This window comes from Pseudomonas koreensis (assembly GCF_012986595.1).
GTDB classification, from domain to species: domain Bacteria; phylum Pseudomonadota; class Gammaproteobacteria; order Pseudomonadales; family Pseudomonadaceae; genus Aquipseudomonas; species Aquipseudomonas koreensis.
The window spans coordinates 446005-463239 of the sequence record NZ_JAAQYM010000005.1 but is presented as its reverse complement, the minus strand read 5'-3'; the positions used below and the strand labels follow the sequence as shown (position 1 = coordinate 463239).

Sequence of the window (17235 nt, the reverse complement as noted above, 5' to 3'; positions counted from 1 at the left end):
CCCATCACTTTCCTCGAAAAACGCTCGGGCCATTCAACCCGATGCCTGCAACAAAAAACAGCAATCAAACGTGCAGACGCAAAAAAGCCGGGAATTTCCCGGCTGCCGCATCATACACACGTTTTCCCAAAGGATCACCCCGCCCGAGGTTTTAGCCGCCGGGCGGAGCGATTCAGGTCAACGTCGTATCAAGGCTTGGACTTTTCCAGGTAACGGAAGAAGTCGCTGCTTGGGTCGAGAACCATGACGTCGGATTTGTTCGCGAAGCTTTCACGGTAGGCGCGCAGGCTGCGGTAGAAACCGTAGAACTCCTGATCCTGACCGTAGGCCTTGGAGTAGATCGCAGCGGCCTGGGCGTCACCGTCACCGCGAACCTCTTCGGATTCACGATAGGCTTCAGCCAGCAGTACGCGGCGCTGACGATCGGCGTCGGCACGGATGCCTTCAGCCAGCTCGTTACCCTTGGCGCGGTGCTCGCGAGCTTCACGCTCACGCTCGGTGCTCATACGTTCGAACACGCTGCGGTTCACTTCTTTCGGCAGATCGATGGCCTTGACCCGGACATCGACCACTTCGATACCCAGCTCTTTTTCCGCCATCGAGTTCAGCGATGCAGTGATGTCAGCCATCAGCGCATCTCGCTCACCCGACACCACTTCGTGCAGGGTGCGCTTACCGAACTGGTCACGCAGGCCCGATTCCAGACGACGGGAGAGACGCTCGTCGGCAATCTGCTTGAGGCCGGAAGTCGCGGTGTAGAAGCGCTCGGCATCTTTCACGCGCCACTTGGCGTAGGCATCGACCATCACGGCCTTCTTTTCCAGGGTCAGGAAGCGTTGTGTCGGCGCATCCAGCGTCATCAGACGTGCGTCAAATTTACGCACCTGGTTAACGTAAGGCACCTTCACATGCAGACCCGGCTGAACATCAGCCTGAACCACACGACCGAACTGCAGCAGCACCGCACGCTCGGTCTGAGCCACGATGTAGAAGCAGTTCCAGCCAACCAGAACCACAACGACGCCAACAATCAGGGCGATCAGCGATTTATTGCTCATCAGCGGGTCTCCCTTGTGCGTGTCTGCGGCAGGTCAGTGACATGCGGCGCGACGTCCGTGTTGTTGCTGGCAGCGGCCGAACCGGTCACCGGTGCATTGCTGCCACCCGAGCTGTTCTGAATCATCTTGTCCAACGGCAGGTAAAGCAGGTTGCTCTGGCCGTTCTTGTTGCCGGTCACGAGTACCTTGCTGGTATTGCTGAAGACTTCCTGCATGGTGTCCAGGTACAGACGCTGGCGGGTGACTTCAGGTGCCTTGCGATACTCGGCGACCAGTTTGGTGAAGCGGTCGGCCTCACCCTTGGCGCGCGAGATCGTTTCGTCACGGTAACCATTGGCATCCTCGAGGATGCGCTGGGCCTGACCACGGGCTTCCGGCACGACGCCGTTGGCGTAGGTTTCAGCCTGGTTGCGCGAACGCTGCTCGTCTTCACGGGCACGGATCACGTCGTCGAAGGCTTCCTGCACTTCACGCGGGGCTGCCGCGTTCTGTACGTTGACCTGGGTGACAGTGATACCGGTGCGATAGGTATCGAGGAAGCGTTGCAGACGCTCCTTGATTTCGCTGGCCATCAACTCACGACCTTCGGTCAGCACCTGGTCCATGGCGGTGGAACCCACCACGTGGCGCAGGGCGCTGTCGGTCGCATGCTGCAGGCTGATTTCCGGCTGATCGACGTTCAGCACGAAATCCTGCAGGTTGGTGATCTTGTACTGCACGGTCAGCGGCACTTCGACGATGTTCTCGTCTTCGGTCAGCATTTGGCCCTGCTTGGTGTACGCACGCTCACGCGTGACGTTTTCCATGTACTTTTTATCGATCGGCGGGAAGTAGATGTTCAGGCCCGGGCCGACAGTCTCGTAGTACTTGCCGAAGCGCAGCACCACGGCTTGCTCCTGCTCGTCGACCACATAGACCGCGCTGTACAGCCAGACAGCCGCCAGCACCACGAGGCCGATGCCGAGCAGACCGCCGAAGCCGCCACCACTCCTGCCCGAACCACCGCCGTCATCACCACCGCGTTTCTTACCACCACCGAACAACCCGTTCAGGCTTTCCTGCAGCTTTCGGAAGGCCTCGTCGAGATCCGGTGGCCCCTTGCGGTCGCCGTTATTGCGGCGCTTGCCACCCCAAGGATCCTGATTATTCGAGTTGCCACCCGGCTCATTCCAAGCCATAGCGCTCTCCATCTGATAAAGCAAAGACGCACCCACGGCGCGCCGACCAATGCTACAGAATGCCTGCCGTTGCGGCACAACCGCTTTGCCAGGCTTTTATTGCAAAGTGTGTTGCTCGATGAATTCCATCGGCTGCAATCCTTCGCGGCTTACCAGTCGATTCAACTCGACCCGGGGCAAACGAACGGCCAGCAGGCAGATGCCTTCTTCGTCGTGCTCTTCTTTCTGCACCGCACCGAGTTCGAAGAACTGCGCACGCAGTCGAGCGAACCGTTGCGGCAAGCGCAATGTCCCCACGAACAAATCACTGCCCAGCAACTCGGCAATGGCTTGTTCAAGCAATTCCAGACCCGTGCCATCACGCGCCGACAACCAGACCCGTTGCGGCTTGCCATCGGCATCGCGCTGGATCTGTGGCTCAACGCCTTCAAGCAAATCGAGTTTGTTGTATACCTCCAGGATCGGCAAGTCCTGAGCCCCGATCTCGCCCAGCACCACCATCACCTGCTCGATCTGCAACATGCGATCCGGTTCGGCCGCATCGATCACGTGCAACAGCAGGTCGGAGTTGCTCGACTCTTCGAGCGTAGACCGAAATGCCTCGACCAGCTTGTGCGGCAAATGGCGAATGAACCCTACCGTGTCCGCGAGAACAATCGGCCCCAGGTCATTCAGCTCCAGACGGCGCAAGGTCGGATCGAGCGTGGCGAACAGCTGGTCAGCCGCGTACACCTCGGACTTCGTCACGTTATTGAACAGCGTGGACTTGCCGGCGTTGGTATAGCCCACCAGGGAAACGGTAGGGATATCCGCACGGGAACGGCCGCGTCGCGATTGCTCGCGCTGGCTGCGTACTTTTTCCAGACGGCCCTTGATCTGGCGCAGGCGCACCCGCAGCAGACGGCGGTCGGTTTCGAGCTGGGTTTCACCCGGGCCACGCATGCCGATGCCGCCACCCTGACGCTCAAGGTGAGTCCAGCCACGCACCAGGCGAGTGCTCATGTGGTCAAGCTGGGCCAGTTCGACCTGGAGCTTGCCTTCATGGGTACGCGCGCGCTGGGCGAAAATATCGAGAATCAGACCGGTACGGTCAATCACGCGACACTCGAAAACACGTTCGAGGTTACGTTCCTGACTGGGCGTGAGAATGTGATTGAAAATCACCAGATCGGCTTCTTCAGCCTTGACCAGGTCGCGCAGCTCTTCGACCTTGCCGCTGCCGATCAGGAATTTGGCGGTTGGCCGATGACGCGGTACGTTAAAAAACGCAACGGTCTCGGCGCCCGCCGAATTAGCCAATTCCTGAAACTCCTGCGGATCTTCGCGCGCCTCAGGGTCCTGACCATCCAAGTGAACGAGGATGACTCGCTCACCACCACCGTGGCGCTCAAAGAACAAAGGAGACTCCTATCAGGCGTTACCTGGCTCAGCGTCACCTGCATCGGATTCGGTTGCGCTAGGCAGACGAATTGGACGTACTGGCACGACTGTAGAGATAGCGTGTTTGTAAACCATCTGGCTCACGGTGTTTTTCAGCAGGATAACGAACTGGTCGAACGACTCGATCGTGCCCTGCAGTTTGATACCGTTGACCAGGTAGATGGAAACCCCAACTTTCTCTTTACGTAAAGTATTCAAGTAAGGGTCTTGTAGCGAATGCCCTTTTGACATGTGCCGCACTCCTTTAAGGATTCAATAATAAAAAATAGGTAATTCAGATGGCTTTGGCCGCCACACCCCCAAGGATAGACGGCAATTGCAAGGACTCAGCTCAATATGGAGATGGTCCCAAGGTATTTCAAGGCGCGTGGCAGATTGTCGCAATCAAGACTGTCCAGCCAGTGCAGATCATCCCAGCTGCGCAGCCAGGTGAACTGGCGCTTGGCCAATTGACGCGTGGCAATGATGCCGCGTTCCTGCATTTCGGCTAACGACAGCTTGCCATCCAGATAGTCCCAGACTTGGCGGTAGCCTACCGCACGTATAGACGGCAACCCGGAATGCAGGTCACTTCTATTACGCAGGGCTACGACCTCGTCGATGAACCCCTGTTCCAGCATATTTGTGAATCTTTGTTTAATGCGCTCGTGCAGTACCTGACGATTTGCCGGGGCAATGGCCAAGTTCGCGACAGTATAGGGCAATTGTTGCCGTCCCGAAGCGGCTGCTTCAGTACTTTGCGCAGATTGTTGCTGACGCAGGGCCGTCATACTCTGACCGCTGACCCGATAAACCTCCAGCGCCCGACTCAGGCGCTGCGGATCATTGGGATGAATGCGCGCCGCTGACTCCGGGTCGATCACCGCCAATTGCTCGTGCAGGGCTTGCCAGCCAAGGCGTGCAGCCTCTTCTTCGATCTGCGCGCGGACCTCGGGATCCGCCGCCGGCATGTCCGCCAGACCTTCGACCAAGGCCTTGTAATAGAGCATCGTCCCGCCCACCAGCAGCGGAATTTTCCCGCGCGAGGTGATTTCAGCCATGGCTTGCAAGGCATCGCGACGGAAATCGGCGGCGGAATAAGCCTGCGCCGGGTCAAGAATATCGATCAGCCGATGCGGAAACTCGGCCAGCAACTCTTTCGACGGCTTGGCGGTGCCAATGTCCATGGCGCGATAGACCAGCGCCGAATCGACACTGATCAGCTCGCACGGCAGCACCTTGGTCAGCTCGATGGCCAGGTCAGTCTTGCCCGCAGCGGTCGGGCCCATCAGGAAAATCGCTGGAGGAAGCTGGCTCATCAACGACCGCGCAGGAACAGTTTGTCCAGATCGTCCAGGCCCAATTGGGTCCAGGTCGGTCGGCCATGGTTGCATTGACCACTGCGTTCGGTGTTTTCCATGTCTCGCAGCAGACCGTTCATTTCCGGCAGGGCCAGGCGCCGGTTGGCGCGGATCGCGCCGTGGCAGGCCATGGTCCCGAGCAGTTCGTTCAGGTGCGCCTGAATCCGGTCGCTGGTGCCGTATTCCATCAGATCCGACAGCACATCACCCACTAGGCGATTGGCCTCGGCCTGCTTGAGCAGTGCCGGGATCTGGCGGATCGCCAGGGTTTCCGGGCCCAGACGCTGCAGCTCGAAGCCCAGTTTCTGGAACCATGCCGCGTGCTCTTCGGCGCAATCGGCTTCACGCTGACTGACCGCCAGCGACTCCGGCACCAGCAATGGCTGGCCGCTCAGGCCTTCGCTGGCCATGGCGATCTTCAGGCGTTCGTACATGATCCGCTCGTGGGCGGCGTGCATGTCCACCAGCACCAGCCCCTGGGCGTTCTCGGACAAAATGTAGATGCCCTTGAGCTGGGCCAGCGCGTAACCCAGCGGCGGAATATCTTCCTGGCCAGCCGGCAGCGCGTTGGCATTGGCCTCCGGCAGCGGCGCAAAAAACTCGCGGTACGCGGCTTGCGCCTCGGCGGCTGGCGGCACCGCGGATTGTGGCCGTGGCGTGTACTGATACTGATAAGCGCCGCCAGCACTGGCTCCGGACGAGGTGTTGAACGCCGGTTGCGCCTGCGGCTGCTCCAGCAGCGCGTTGGCCGCCAGACGCATTTCGCCCTGCGGGCCGAACTCGCCGGCCTCGATGCCGGTTGGACGGACGACGGCAGTGGTGACAGAGCCGGCCAGTTGATCTTCCGGACGCACATCGCCCAGCGCGCGGTGCAGGGTGCCGTAAAGGAAGTCATGCACCATGCGCCCGTCGCGGAAACGCACTTCGTGTTTGGTCGGGTGCACGTTGACGTCGACCGCTGCCGGATCGACCTCGAAAAACAGCGCGAAGGTCGGATGACGACCGTTGAACAGCACGTCGCGATAAGCCTGGCGCACCGCGTGGGCCACCAGTTTGTCGCGCACCGCGCGGCCGTTCACAAAGAAATATTGCAGATCCGCCTGGCTGCGGTTGAACGTTGGCAAGCCGACCCAGCCCCACAAGTGCAGGCCATTGCGTTCGATCTCGATCGGCAGCGCCTGCTCGAGGAAGCCCGAGCCGCAGATGGCTGCCACACGCCGGGCGCGGGCCGCATCATCATGGGCCTCGTGCAGGCTGAGGATGGTCTTGCCGTTGTGGCGCAGGTGGAAAGCTACGTCGAAACGCGCCAGCGCCAGACGCTTGATCACTTCTTGCAGGTGATCGAATTCGGTTTTTTCGGTCTTGAGAAACTTGCGCCGCGCCGGGGTGTTGAAGAACAGGTCACGCACTTCCACCGACGTACCGACCGGATGCGCCGCCGGTTGCACGCGGGGCGCCATGTCGCGACCTTCGGTCTCCACCTGCCAGGCCTGATCGGCGTCGCGGGTGCGCGAGGTCAGGGTCAGGCGCGCCACGGAGCTGATCGATGCCAGTGCTTCACCGCGAAAACCGAGGCTCATCACCTGCTCGAGGTCTTCGAGGTTGCGGATCTTGCTGGTGGCGTGACGGGCCAGCGCCAGCGGCAGGTCATCGGCGGAAATGCCGCTGCCGTCGTCGCGCACCCGCAGCAGCTTGACGCCGCCCTGCTCGACATCGACGTCGATGCGTTTGGCACCGGAGTCGAGGCTGTTTTCCAACAGCTCCTTGATCACCGAAGCCGGGCGCTCAACCACCTCACCGGCGGCGATCTGGTTCGCCAGCCGTGGGCTGAGCAGTTCGATGCGTGCGGCGTTCAACAGCTGATTCATTCTTTGGACGCCAGTTCGGTGCCGGGGATGGTCAGGTGCTGACCGACTTTCAGCTCATCGCTGCTGAGGTTGTTGGCGCTGCGCAGGGTCGCGGGCGACACCTGATAACGCACCGCGATCATCGCCAGCGTCTCGCCCGGGCTCACGCGGTGATCGCGCGGGCCTTGGGCGATCTTGCCGGAGTCACGCAGCCAGGCAATGTAGGTGCCCGGTGGCGGATTCTGCTGGAAGAACTGGCGCACACCGCTGCTGATCGAACGGGCAAGCGCCTGCTGGTGGCTCGATGCCGAGAGTTTGTTCGCTTCATTGGCGTTGGAGATAAACCCGGTTTCCACCAGGATCGACGGAATGTCCGGCGACTTCAGCACCATAAACCCGGCCTGTTCCACGCGTTGTTTGTGCAGCGGCGTCACCCGGCCGATGTTGGTCAGGACTTTCTGGCCGACATTGAGGCTGGAGGTCAGCGACGCGGTCATCGACAGGTCGAGCAGCACCCCGGCGAGCATGCGGTCCTTGTCGTCGAGGCTGACGTTGCCGGCACCGCCGATCAGGTCGGAACGGTTTTCGCTGTCGGCCAGCCAACGGGCGGTCTCCGACGTGGCACCGCGATCGGACAAGGCAAATACCGAGGCACCGAAGGCAGCCGCCGACGGCGCGGCGTCAGCATGGATCGAGACGAACAGGTCGGCACCCTTCTTGCGGGCGATTTCGGTCCGGCCACGCAGCGGAATGAAGTAGTCGCCGGTCCGGGTCAGCTCGGCGCGGAAGCCTTTCATGCCGTTGACCTGACGCTGCAGTTCGCGGGCGATCTGCAGCACCACGTCTTTCTCACGCTGGCCTCGCGAGCCGGACGCGCCCGGGTCTTCGCCACCGTGGCCGGCGTCGATCACCACAATAATGTCGCGTTTGCCGGCCGGGGCTGGCGGCAACTTGATCGCCGGCTCTGCCGGGGTGACCGGCACCGCTGGCACTGTCGCCACTTGCGGCGTTGGCGCAGGCGGTGGCGCGGCATCGGCTGCATTGTCGAACAGGTCGACCACCAGACGGTTGCCGTATTGCGCGTTGGGCGCCAGCGAGAAGCTTTTCGGGGTGACGGCTTTTTTCAGGTCGATGACCACCCGCAGGTCGGTCGGTGTGCGCTGGGCCGAGCGCATCGCGGTGATCGGCGTGTTGGCGGTCGACACTTTCAAGGGTGCACCCAAGGTGGCGCCATTGATGTCGATCACCAGCCGATCCGGTGCGGTCAGGGTGAAGACGCTGTGCTGCACCGGGCCGCTCAGGTCGAAGACCAGTCGCGTGTTGTCCGGCGCCCGCCACAGGCGCACGCTGTTGACCTTCGTGTCGGCCACAGCGTTTACGGCCACTGCCATCAACATCAATCCTGCGGCAGCCACCAACGCGCGAAAGCGCATACCTAACCCCATCATTTAATTGGATTCCAATGCCAAAGCGGCACACCAGGTCTCGCCACGCGAGCCCTGGGATAAAATTTTCAGCGAACGCCCGCTGTCTTGCGGGCTAATGGTAATGGTCAGGTCGGGCTTTGGCAAAAAGCCTGCACCTTTATCGGGCCACTCGATCAGGCACAGGGCATCGTCTTCGAAATAGTCGCGGATGCCCAGAAACTCCAGCTCCTCCGGATCGACCAGGCGATACAGGTCGAAGTGGAAGGCGCGCACATCGCCGATCTCGTAGGGCTCGACCAGGGTAAAGGTCGGACTTTTCACCGCACCGACATGCCCCAGCCCGCGAATGATGCCCCGCGACAGCGTGGTTTTGCCCATGCCCAGGTTGCCTTCGAGAAAAATCAGGCCATGGCCCTGGGTCACGCGGGCGATCCGTGCGCCAAAGTCGCTCATGGCCTGTTCATCGGCCAGGTACAGGGTTACTTCAGACACGGTGCATGCTCCTCCAACAACTGACGAATGACTGGAATCAAATCACTGGCCGCCAGCCCACGGCCGAATTTACCTTGTTGCGCACCGGCATTGGCATGCAGCCAGACCGCCAAGCACGCCGCTTCGAAGCCGTTCATGCCTTGCGCCAGCAGCGCGCCGGTCAGACCGGCGAGTACATCACCAAGGCCGGCAGTGGCCATGGCCGGATGGCCCTGATGACACAACGCCAGACGTCCATCGGGATCGGCGATCAGGCTGCCGGCGCCTTTGAGCACGACGACGGCCGAATATTTCTTGCTCAGCGCCTGCGCTGCTGCCGGACGATCGGCCTGCACTTCGGCGGTACTGATCCCCAACAGACGTGCCGCCTCACCGGGGTGCGGGGTGATCACACAATCCTTGGGCAGACTGACAACACCGCCCGCCAGCAGATTCAATGCATCGGCGTCCCACACCTGTGGCAGTGCCGCGTTCGCCGCAGCCGACAATAACGCCCGCCCCCAACTCGCCTGCCCCAGCCCCGGCCCGACAACCAGCACCGAGACTTTCTCGAGCAAGCCCATCAACTGATTGGCCGATGAAGCGCCCAGCGCCATGGCTTCCGGCACCCGAGTCAGCGCCGCCGGGACATGTTCCGGGCGCGTCGCCAACGAGACCATGCCCGCGCCGCTGCGCAGGGCGGTTTCGGTACTGAGCAGGATCGCCCCGCCAAACCCGTGGTCGCCACCGATCAGCAGCACATGACCGAAGCGGCCCTTGTGCGAGGTCGGTGCGCGCGCGGGCAGACGCGGCAGATTAGCCGCATTGAGCCGGCGAGCCGCAACCTGAATGTCAGCATACGTTTCAGCGCTGGCCTGCAGATCGTTGAACACCCGTTCGCCGACACAATCTGCCGCATCGCCGGTGAACAGCCCCAGCTTCAGGCCAATGAAAGTGACCGTGAGGTCTGCACGCACCGCGACACCCAGCACTCGCCCGGTATCGGCCGACAATCCGGAAGGGATATCGACCGCCACCACCGGCAGGCCGCTGCTGTTGATCGCGGCAATGGCTGCGGCATAGGGCTCGCGTACCTCGCCACTCAAGCCCGTGCCAAGCAGGGCATCGAGGACAATCCCGCGCAACTCGGTCTGGGCGCTCCAGCCCAGCACCGCGACACCTTCGGCCACCGCCTCGGCATGGGCCAGCGCCGCGTCGCCCTGCAAGCGCTGCGGCTCAGCGACCGCCAGCACGCGCACCGTCCACCCGGCACGCTGCGCCAGCAGCGCCAGCAAATAGCCGTCGCCGGCATTGTTGCCACGCCCGGCCAGCACGGTCAGTTCACTGGCTGAGGGCCAGCGCCGTACCAGCGCGCGCCAGCACGCATACGCGGCGCGCTGCATCAATTCGAAGCCCGGCGTACCGGCAGCGATCAGCCGCGCGTCGAGCTCGCGCACCTGGGCGGCGGCGTACAGCGCGTCGGGTAATTCATCTTTCGTGTGCGGCATGCGTCTTCGGGCTCCGATGTCTGGCAGAATTATACGCACCTCAGCTCCGGTTTCTCTCGCCTCATGTCCGCCATCACCACAGATCTGCCCGCCCTCGCCCAATCGATCAAGGATTGGGGCCGCGAGCTGGGCTTCCAGCAAGTCGGCATCAGCGGTCTGGACCTGGCCGAGCATGAGCAGCACCTGGAGCGCTGGCTCGCCGCCGGCTACCACGGCGAAATGGACTACATGGGCGCCCATGGCAGCAAACGCTCGCATCCCGAGGAGCTGGTGCCCGGCACGCTGCGCGTGGTTTCGCTGCGCATGGACTACCTGCCCGGCGACACGCAAATGGCGCAGATGCTCGCGCAACCGGAGAAAGCTTACGTCTCGCGCTATGCCTTGGGCCGCGATTACCACAAATTGATCCGTAAACGTGTGCAGCAATTGGCCGACAAGATTCAGGCCGAGATCGGCCCGTTCGGTTTCCGCGCATTCGTCGACAGCGCCCCGGTGCTGGAAAAAGCCATCGCCGAGCAGGCCGGACTGGGCTGGATCGGCAAAAATACGCTGGTGCTCAACCGCAAGGCCGGCAGCTATTTTTTCTTGAGCGAACTGTTTGTCGATCTGCCGCTACCGGTGGACGAACCGCACAGCACCGAACACTGCGGACGCTGCACCGCGTGCCTGGACATTTGCCCGACCAACGCCTTCGTCGGTCCGTATGTGCTGGACGCGCGGCGCTGCATCTCTTATCTGACCATCGAACTGAAAAACGCGATTCCCGAAGACCTGCGCCCGTTGATCGGCAACCGGGTGTTCGGCTGCGATGACTGCCAGATCGTCTGCCCGTGGAACCGCTTCGCCCGGCCGTCCGGGGAAAGCGACTTCAAGCCGCGGCACAATCTGGACAACGCCGAACTGGCCGAGCTGTTCCTGTGGGACGAGGACAAGTTTCTCAGCAGCACCGAAGGCTCGCCGCTGCGCCGCGCCGGTTACGAGCGCTGGTTGCGCAATCTGGCCGTGGGCCTGGGCAATGCGCCGTCGAGCATTCCGGTGCTGGAAGCCTTGAAGGCGCGCCGCGACTACCCGTCAGAGCTGGTGCGGGAACATGTCGAGTGGGCGCTGAAACAACACGGCCTCGCCTAATCACACAATGTAGGAGCTGCCGCAGGCTGCGATCTTTTGCTCTTGTCTTTTAAAAATCAAAGTCAAAAGATCGCAGCCTGCGGCAGCTCCTACAGGGAATTGCGTCAGGGCTGATCGTTATAGACGAACTTGGGCATTTCCCAGTGGAAACGGATCGCCAGCAGGCGTAGCAGGAAGCCACCGAACAAGGTAATCAGGATCGCCTGCTCGCTCGGCACATTCAGGTACAGGCAGAGCATGTAGCACCACGCCGCCGCGAACGAGACGCTGGCGTACAGTTCACGGCGGAAGATCAGCGGGATGTCGTTGCAGAAGATGTCGCGCAGGATGCCGCCGAATACGCCGGTGATCACGCCGCTGACCGAGGCCACCAGCATGCCGTGGCCCATTTCCAGAGCGGTCATGCAGCCGATCAGGGTGAACGCCACCAGGCCAACCGCGTCGAGCACCAGAAACAGCGAACGCAGGTGGCGCATCCAGCGCGCGGTGAACACGGTGAGCATCGCGGCGGCCGAGGTCAGCACCAGGTATTCCGGGTGTTTGACCCAGGTCAGCGGGTAATGGCCGAGCAGCACGTCGCGTACCGAACCGCCGCCCAACGCCGTGACACAGGCAATCAGCACCACGCCGAACCAGTCCATGCCGCGCCGTCCGGCAGACAGCGCGCCGGTCATGGCTTCAGCGGTAATGGCGATCAGATAGAGCATCAGCAACATGGCGGCGGTCCTGGCAGGAAGGCGCGCAGTCTAGCCATTTCAGCGCCGCACCAGAAGGGGGCGGCGCCATCACAGATTCCTTGGCGGATACCTGTGGCGAGGGAGCTTGCTCCCGCTGGAGGGCGAAGCACTCCCTTGCACTCTTTCAGGCAAAAGGTGGCTACAGGCTTTGCGACTGCTACGCAGCCGAGCAGGACGGTGCGACCTTTCGACAAGCTCCCTCGCCACAAAAGCCCTCCACCGACACTCAGAACTTGATGAAGTGCTTGCGGTAGTGCTGCAACTCGGCGATCGATTCGCGGATGTCGTCCAGCGCCAGGTGAGTGCTGCCCTTCTTGAAGCTGTCACGCACGTCCGGCGCCCAACGCGCGGCCAGCTCTTTGAGCGTCGACACGTCGAGGTTGCGGTAGTGGAAGTAGCTTTCCAGCGCCTTCATGTGGGTATAAAGGAAGCGCCGGTCCTGGCAGATGCTGTTGCCGCAGATCGGCGATTTGCCCTTCGGCACCCACTGTTCCAGGAACGCGATGGTTTCGGCTTCGGCTTCGGCCATGCTGATACGGCTGTCACGCACGCGCTGGGTCAGGCCGGAGTTGCCGTGGGTGCGGGTGTTCCACTCGTCCATGCGAGCGAGCACTTCGTCGCTGTGGTGGATGGCGATCACCGGACCTTCGGCCAGGGTGTTCAGGTCACTGTCGGTGACGATGGTGGCCATTTCGATGATGACGTCGTTTTCCGGATCCAGACCGGTCATTTCCAGGTCGATCCAGATCAGGTTCTGCGGGTTTTGCATATTCGGGCTCCTAGGCAATGCTGCGCAGTTTAGCCTAGGCCGATGCCCGGGCGTGCTAAACTCGCGGCCGTTTTACCTAATCGCTGCATTCTTCAGACGGAACACCCATGGCCAAACGCCAACTCAATCGTCGTCAAAACTGGCGCATCGAAAAGATTCAGGGCGAGCGCGCCGCGCGCGCCGCCAAACGCGAGTCCTCGGCGGTCGAAGCCCTCGAGGGCGGCGATCTGGGCCCAGAGCAACACGGCCTGGTGATCGCCCACTTCGGTGTGCAGGTCGAGGTCGAGGCCGTGGACGGCGAACTGGCCGGCCAGGTATCGCGCTGCCACCTGCGCGCCAACCTGCCAGCGCTGGTAACCGGCGATCGGGTCGTCTGGCGCGCCGGCAACCAGGGCATCGGGGTGATCGTCGCGCAACTGCCGCGCACCACCGAACTCTGCCGCCCGGACAGCCGTGGCCAGCTCAAGCCGGTAGCCGCCAACGTCGACATGATCGTCATCGTCTTCGCGCCGCTGCCCGAGCCGCATGCCAACCTGATCGACCGCTACCTGGTGGCCGCCGAACACGCCGGCATCCGCCCGTTGCTGCTGCTGAACAAATTCGACCTGATCGACGAGCAGAACGCCCCGGCGCTCAATGCGCTGCTGGCGGTGTATCGCACGCTGGGTTATCCGGTGCTGGAAGTGTCGGCGCACCACGGCAACGGCATGGAGCAGTTGCAGCAGCAGCTCGACGGGCGCATCAGCGTGTTCGTCGGCCAGTCCGGTGTCGGCAAGTCGTCGCTGGTCAACAGCCTGCTGCCTGAAGTCGACACCCGCGTCGGGCCGTTGTCCGAGCTGTCCGGCCAGGGCACTCACACCACGACCACCGCGCGCCTGTTCCACTTCCCAGGTGGCGGTGAACTGATCGACTCCCCGGGTATCCGTGAATTCGGTCTGGGCCACGTCAGCCGCGCCGACGTCGAAGCCGGTTTCATCGAGTTCAACGACCTGCTCGGCACCTGCCGCTTCCGCGACTGCAAGCATGATCGCGAACCCGGTTGCGCACTGCTCAAGGCCCTGGAAGATGGCCGCGTGCAGCAGCAACGCATGAACAGCTATCGCTCGATCATCGCCAGTCTGCCGGAAAACGGCTACTAAACATCCACACCGGCAGCACCTCGACCGAGGGCTGCCGGATGTCGGACCACGCCTGACAAATCCCCGACCTCGCTAAACGTCAGACCTTTCTGAAAGGCCCGCGCACGCCTGCTTGCAGGACAATTCTGTTTCACCGTCCAAGCCTTGTAGGCATTTTCCAGATGCCTACATTGAGTTCCTCCTTCGCATCTTCGCGACCTTCGAGGAACCCCATGCAGACCTACCACCTGTTCATCAGCCATTCGTGGAACTACGCCCACGCTCACGACAACCTCGTGCGCCTGCTCAGTGCGCAACCGGACTTCAGCTTCAAGAATTTTTCGGTGCCACCGCACAACCCCATCGTCGGGGCGCAGACCGATGCGCAGCTTGCCCAAGCCATCGAAAACAAGATCCGTCCCTGCTCGGCAGTGCTGATCATGGCCGGGATGTATTCGACCTACAGCACCTGGATCAACAAGGAAATCGAGATCGCCAAGCGCCTGGGCAAAGTGATCATTGCGATCAAGCCGTTCGGTGCCGAGCGCATTTCCAGCGTGGTGCGCAACGCGGCGCACGCCGAATGCGCCTGGAGCACCAAGAGCATCATCAGCGCCATCCGTCAGCACACGGCGGTGTAACCATGCGCAAGGGACTATTTATCGGCATCAACGACTACACCCATGTTTCGCGCCTGAGCGGTTGCAGCAATGACGCGATGGCCATGGCTTCGGTGCTGAAAACCGATGCCAATGGCGATCCGAATTTCAAGAACGTGGTGCTGACGTCGGCAGAGGACTACCTGAGTCGGGAAAAACTGGAAGACCAGATTCGCGAACTGTTTTCCGGCGACTGCAACGTCGCTCTGCTGTATTTCGCCGGCCACGGCAGCTTCGACGTCGATACCGATGAAGGCATGCTGATCCCGCAGGACTATCGCAACGCCAAGGACGGCATCCGCATCAGCGATGTTCTCAACTGGGCCACCAAGGCCACCCGCATCAAAAACAAAGTGATCATCCTCGATTGCTGCCAAAGCGGCTCGGCCGGTGAAGTCCGCGCCTTGCGCAGTGAAAGCAGCGTGGTCGGTGAAGGCATGACCATCCTCACCGCCTGCAAAAAGGAAGAGCCGGCCATGGAAGGTGCGCAACACGGCGTGTTCACCGGTTTGTTGCTGCAGGCCCTGCACGGCGGCGCGGCGAATATCCTCGGCAAGATCACCCCCGGCAGCCTGTATTCCTTCGTCGACAACGCGCTCGATGCCTGGGAACAGCGTCCGGTGTTCAAGACCAACGTCTCGCAGTTCATTTCCCTGCGCGAGGTCTCGCCGCTGATCCCCAAGGAGATCCTGCGCAAACTGCCGGAATGGTTTGCCGAAGCCGAATCGACGTTCGCCCTTGATCCCAGCTACGAACCCACCGAAGCGGCGTTCGACCCGGAACACGGCGAGGTCTTTGCCCAACTGCAAAAGTGCAATCGCCACAGCCTGATCGAACCGGTCGACGCCGAACACATGTACTACGCCGCCATTCACTCCACCGGCTGCCGCCTCACTGCACTCGGCGCCTATTACCGCGAACTCGCCCTCAAAGGACATTTCTGATGCCGGTTTTCATCAGCTACCGCCACATGGATCGCCCGCAGGCCATGGCCATCAACAGCCGCCTGATACAGGCCAATATCAAAACCTACCTCGACGTGCTGGACCCGGAATCACAGACCACCGACGACATCACCGGGGTGATCACGCGCAACATCACTGAATGCACGCACTTGCTGGCAGTGGTGTCGGAGAAGACGGCGTTGTCGTGGTGGGTGCCGTTCGAAATCGGCGAGGCGACCATCAGCAACCGGCGCATCTGCTCGTTCAGGACCGGGCCGGCGCAATTGCCGCTGTACCTGGACAAGTGGCCGAAGTTGAGCACGGACAACGATCTGAATTTCTTCATCGATGCCTACCGTGAAGAACAATCGAGACGGCGCTCGCTGACGCTGGACTCCAGCAACGAATCCTTCAGCGGCACCTACAAGCGCAATGCCGAGCTGTTCCATGAACAGCTGAAAAGTCGGATTCGTCGGGGGTTTTAACGCCAATCGACAGCCACAAAAAAGCCGACATCACTGTCGGCTTTTTTGTCGGTCACTGCTTCGGTGCGGGGGCCGGTGCAGTGGCTGGCGGAGCCGCTGGCGCTGCACTCCCCGGCTCGGCCGGTTTTGGTGCGGCGTCGTCGAACAGGTTCAAGCGTTCGCGCAACTCGTGCGCCGGTACCGGTTGCTGATCCGCCGGCAGCGCGTTCGGGTCGACCGGCGTCGCCGGAGCGGCGCCGTTCTGACCTTCGGCGGCAGGCTTGGCCGCGTCGGCACCTTGCGAGCCTTCGATGGCCGCTTGTGCCTTCTTGGTCAGCACCACGATGTCGATGCGGCGGTTGACCGGGTTGAACGGGTTTTCCTTGTCGAACAGCGCCGACGACGCATAACCCACCACCCGCGCCACCTGCGAGTCCGGATAGCTGCCTGCCACCAGTGCACGCCGGGCGGCGTTGGCGCGGTTGGCCGAGAGCTCCCAGTTACCGAAATCGCCGGTGCCGGTGTAGGGCTTGGCATCGGTGTGGCCGCTGATGCTGATCTTGTTCGGCACCGCTTTGATGGTGTCGGCCATGGCCAGCAGGATGTCTTCGAAGTACGGCTTCAGACGTGCCGAGCCCGAGTCGAACATCGGCCGGTTTTCGGCGTCCATGATCTGGATGCGCAAGCCGTTCGGGGTGATCTCGAACAGGATCTGATCCTTGAACTTCTGCAACTGCGGGTTCTCGTCGACCTTGTTCTGCAGTTCTTGCAGGAGCAGTTCCAGGCGCTCTTTCTCAACCTGCTCGGCCATGCCTTCGACCTGCTCGGTGTCGACCGTGACCTTGTCCGGTTGCGGCTGCGACTTCACCTCAGGGTTGAGGGTGTTTTCCGGCGCCAGGGTCGGCGTACCGCCCAGGTCAATGATGTACGGCGTGCCGCTTTCCGAGAAGCCGACCGGGTCCTTGAAGTAACCGGCGATGGCGATCTTCTGCTCCGGCGTGGCCGTGGACAGCAGCCATAACACCAGAAAGAACGCCATCATCGCCGTGGCGAAGTCGGCGAAGGCGATTTTCCATGCCCCGCCGTGATGCCCACCGGCTATGCGCTTGACGCGCTTGATGATTATCGGCTGATTATTTTCCATGGC

Annotated in this window: 17 protein-coding genes; 5 read left to right on the top strand and 12 right to left on the bottom strand. The window is 61.8% G+C overall.

Features of this window, described 5'->3' with window-relative positions; genetic code table 11:
- Positions 1-188: 188 nt before the first annotated feature.
- From hflC to HBN98_RS17910, 9 genes are all read right to left on the bottom strand, one after another.
- Positions 189-1058: a protease modulator HflC gene (gene hflC, locus HBN98_RS17950; RefSeq protein WP_025110148.1), complete on the bottom strand. Its 870-nt coding sequence runs from the start codon at positions 1056-1058 to the stop codon at positions 189-191.
- Positions 1058-2236 carry an FtsH protease activity modulator HflK gene (gene hflK / locus HBN98_RS17945; RefSeq protein ID WP_064585707.1) on the bottom strand — a complete coding sequence of 393 codons (1179 nt, stop codon included), beginning with the start codon at positions 2234-2236 and terminating at the stop codon, positions 1058-1060. The genes hflC and hflK overlap by 1 nt, the downstream gene beginning before the upstream one ends.
- Before the next feature lie 96 nt (positions 2237-2332).
- Positions 2333-3634 (bottom strand): ribosome rescue GTPase HflX, encoded by a 1302-nt coding sequence (hflX, locus tag HBN98_RS17940; protein WP_064585706.1) that lies wholly within the window; start codon positions 3632-3634, stop codon positions 2333-2335.
- 12 nt (positions 3635-3646) lie between these two features.
- Positions 3647-3907 carry an RNA chaperone Hfq gene (gene hfq / locus HBN98_RS17935; protein ID WP_003221112.1) on the bottom strand — a complete coding sequence of 87 codons (261 nt, stop codon included), beginning with the start codon at positions 3905-3907 and terminating at the stop codon, positions 3647-3649.
- Positions 3908-4002: 95 nt separating this feature from the next.
- Positions 4003-4974 (bottom strand): tRNA (adenosine(37)-N6)-dimethylallyltransferase MiaA, encoded by a 972-nt coding sequence (miaA, locus tag HBN98_RS17930; protein ID WP_083367175.1) that lies wholly within the window; start codon positions 4972-4974, stop codon positions 4003-4005.
- A complete protein-coding gene (mutL, locus tag HBN98_RS17925; RefSeq protein ID WP_169844067.1) occupies positions 4974-6875 on the bottom strand; it encodes a DNA mismatch repair endonuclease MutL in 1902 nt (633 codons plus the stop codon). The genes miaA and mutL overlap by 1 nt, the downstream gene beginning before the upstream one ends.
- A 5-nt stretch (positions 6876-6880) precedes the next feature.
- Complete coding sequence (locus HBN98_RS17920) at positions 6881-8260, bottom strand: N-acetylmuramoyl-L-alanine amidase (RefSeq protein ID WP_373292955.1); 1380 nt, start codon at positions 8258-8260, stop codon at positions 6881-6883.
- Between the two features lie 51 nt (positions 8261-8311).
- Positions 8312-8782: a tRNA (adenosine(37)-N6)-threonylcarbamoyltransferase complex ATPase subunit type 1 TsaE gene (gene tsaE, locus HBN98_RS17915; RefSeq protein WP_025110154.1), complete on the bottom strand. Its 471-nt coding sequence runs from the start codon at positions 8780-8782 to the stop codon at positions 8312-8314.
- Positions 8770-10269 (bottom strand): NAD(P)H-hydrate dehydratase, encoded by a 1500-nt coding sequence (locus HBN98_RS17910; protein ID WP_083367177.1) that lies wholly within the window; start codon positions 10267-10269, stop codon positions 8770-8772. Before HBN98_RS17910 ends, tsaE begins: the two co-directional genes overlap by 13 nt.
- 63 nt (positions 10270-10332) lie before the next feature.
- Between HBN98_RS17910 and queG the strand changes: the two genes are divergently transcribed.
- Complete coding sequence (gene queG, locus HBN98_RS17905) at positions 10333-11397, top strand: tRNA epoxyqueuosine(34) reductase QueG (protein ID WP_083367178.1); 1065 nt, start codon at positions 10333-10335, stop codon at positions 11395-11397.
- A 104-nt stretch (positions 11398-11501) separates the two neighbouring features.
- On the opposite strand, the gene HBN98_RS17900 is transcribed toward queG, so the two are convergent.
- Together HBN98_RS17900 and orn are read right to left on the bottom strand one after the other, a co-directional pair.
- On the bottom strand, positions 11502-12113 hold the full coding sequence (locus HBN98_RS17900; protein ID WP_064585699.1) for a trimeric intracellular cation channel family protein: 612 nt from the start codon (positions 12111-12113) through the stop codon (positions 11502-11504).
- A gap of 247 nt (positions 12114-12360) precedes the next feature.
- On the bottom strand, positions 12361-12903 hold the full coding sequence (gene orn, locus HBN98_RS17895) for an oligoribonuclease (protein ID WP_064585698.1): 543 nt from the start codon (positions 12901-12903) through the stop codon (positions 12361-12363).
- Between the two features lie 107 nt (positions 12904-13010).
- On the opposite strand from orn, the gene rsgA reads away from it, so the two are divergent.
- The 4 genes from rsgA to HBN98_RS17875 all read left to right on the top strand — a co-directional run bounded on the left by rsgA (position 13011) and on the right by HBN98_RS17875 (position 16109).
- On the top strand, positions 13011-14042 hold the full coding sequence (rsgA, locus tag HBN98_RS17890; RefSeq protein ID WP_064585697.1) for a small ribosomal subunit biogenesis GTPase RsgA: 1032 nt from the start codon (positions 13011-13013) through the stop codon (positions 14040-14042).
- A 212-nt stretch (positions 14043-14254) separates the two neighbouring features.
- Positions 14255-14662 carry a TIR domain-containing protein gene (locus tag HBN98_RS17885; RefSeq protein WP_083367179.1) on the top strand — a complete coding sequence of 136 codons (408 nt, stop codon included), beginning with the start codon at positions 14255-14257 and terminating at the stop codon, positions 14660-14662.
- A 2-nt stretch (positions 14663-14664) separates the two neighbouring features.
- A complete protein-coding gene (locus tag HBN98_RS17880) occupies positions 14665-15624 on the top strand; it encodes a caspase family protein (protein ID WP_083367180.1) in 960 nt (319 codons plus the stop codon).
- Positions 15624-16109, top strand: coding sequence for a toll/interleukin-1 receptor domain-containing protein (locus HBN98_RS17875; RefSeq protein ID WP_083367181.1), 486 nt, complete (start codon positions 15624-15626; stop codon positions 16107-16109). Before HBN98_RS17880 ends, HBN98_RS17875 begins: the two co-directional genes overlap by 1 nt.
- Positions 16110-16161: 52 nt before the next feature.
- On the opposite strand, the gene motB is transcribed toward HBN98_RS17875, so the two are convergent.
- Positions 16162-17232: a flagellar motor protein MotB gene (motB, locus tag HBN98_RS17870; RefSeq protein ID WP_064585693.1), complete on the bottom strand. Its 1071-nt coding sequence runs from the start codon at positions 17230-17232 to the stop codon at positions 16162-16164.
- Between the last annotated feature and the right edge of the window lie 3 nt (positions 17233-17235).